General features: G+C 62.0%; 3 protein-coding genes. 1 reads left to right on the top strand and 2 read right to left on the bottom strand.

Annotated features, from left to right (window positions below):
* Nucleotides 1–15 precede the first annotated feature (15 nt).
* Nucleotides 16–576 carry a ubiquinol-cytochrome c reductase iron-sulfur subunit gene (gene petA, locus EN884_RS36090; protein WP_013529984.1) on the bottom strand — a complete coding sequence of 187 codons (561 nt, stop codon included), beginning with the start codon at nt 574–576 and terminating at the stop codon, nt 16–18.
* Nucleotides 577–891: 315 nt separating this feature from the next.
* On the opposite strand from petA, the gene EN884_RS36085 reads away from it, so the two are divergent.
* The gene (locus tag EN884_RS36085; RefSeq protein WP_013529983.1) at nt 892–1236 is read left to right on the top strand and encodes a cupin domain-containing protein; all 345 of its coding nucleotides are present in this window, start codon (nt 892–894) and stop codon (nt 1234–1236) included.
* 3 nt (nt 1237–1239) lie between these two features.
* Here the strand turns inward: EN884_RS36085 and EN884_RS40365 are convergent.
* A partial coding sequence (locus tag EN884_RS40365; RefSeq protein ID WP_348633000.1) for a DUF6665 family protein occupies nt 1240–1331 on the bottom strand: 92 nt, incomplete at its 5' end.

The raw sequence follows: 1331 nt of genomic DNA, 5'->3' as shown, positions 1-1331 counted from the left end.
AAATATCCCCCTGCCTCAACCGATAAGGATCTTGGTATCGGAAATGAACTTGAATACCGGAACCGCCATGTTCTCCGGCGCCGGGCCTTTGCGGATGCGGCCGGCGGTGTCGTATTGCGAACCGTGGCACGGGCAGAACCAGCCGCCGAAATCGCCTTCCTGGCCAAGCGGAATGCAGCCGAGATGCGTGCAGACCTGAACCATCACCATCCAGGCTTCCTTGCCGGGCGTGGTGCGATTGGCGTCGGTCGCCGGTGCGTCGGCCGGCAGATTGGCGTTGCGGGCGATCGGATCCTTGAGATCGGCCAGCTTGACCGCCTCGCCGTCCTTCATTTCCTGTTCGGTGCGGTTGCGGACCACGACCGGCTTGCCGCGCCATTTGACGATCAGCGACATGCCCGGCGTCAGCGAGGCGACGTCGACTTCGACCGAGGCGAGCGCCAGCGTCGAGGCGTCAGGGCGCATCTGGTCGATGAACGGCCACGCGAAAGCACCCGCGCCGACCACTGCGGCCATGCCGGTGGCGACGTAGAGAAAATCACGACGGTTGGGATCCTGGGTGTCGGTTGCGCTCACGGGTGCCTGATCCTTTCGCCTCTTCCGTGCCGGTGGTTGAGCCTTGTTCCCCGCTCAAATTACGCCAACCCGACAGCGCATGGCGAACAGGCTTGCGAATTCCTCCGGCATTTGGACTTCGGTTTATGCGTGAAGCCCGTTTTTGTCCAGACGGGTGAAGGCACAAGGGCAGATTGTCGCGGGGACAAAATCCGCCGCCGGTCAACACGACGCCGGATAGCCGCCAACCATCACTAAACAACCGGGAAACACCCGCAAATCCGACGCCCTTGTTCGGCTCGACACAAGGCCCCAGCCGGGTCTATCCTTGTCATCATGGCACACGTCATAGACCGCGACACCTGGGCCGTTCGCTCGGACCATTGGAAGGGCGAGTTGCAATGTGGCGCCTACGGCTCCAACTCCTGCCTGATCTTCAACTATCTGCCTGATGTCGGCGGCGGCCCGCGCCTGCACACACATCCCTACGCGGAGATCTTCATCATCCGCCAGGGCACCGGCCTGTTCACTGTCGGCGACCAGGAAATCGAGGCATCCGCCGGCCAGATCCTGATCGTGCCACCCAATACGCCGCACAAATTCACCAATCTCGGCCCAGGCCCGCTGGAAACGACCGACATCCACGAGAATGGCAGCTTCATCACCGAATGGCTGGAGTGATCCCTATTTCGCGCCGAGCCTGGCCAGCACCGCTTTCGGGATGTTGTATTCACGAATGACGGCATCGTGCTTGCGCAAGCCGCACAGCTCGCGCT

Source organism: Mesorhizobium sp. M7A.F.Ca.AU.001.01.1.1, from assembly GCF_004022735.1.
GTDB classification, from domain to species: domain Bacteria; phylum Pseudomonadota; class Alphaproteobacteria; order Rhizobiales; family Rhizobiaceae; genus Mesorhizobium; species Mesorhizobium ciceri.
The sequence above is the reverse complement of the archived record's forward strand: the minus strand, read 5'-3'. Positions and strand labels throughout refer to the sequence as shown.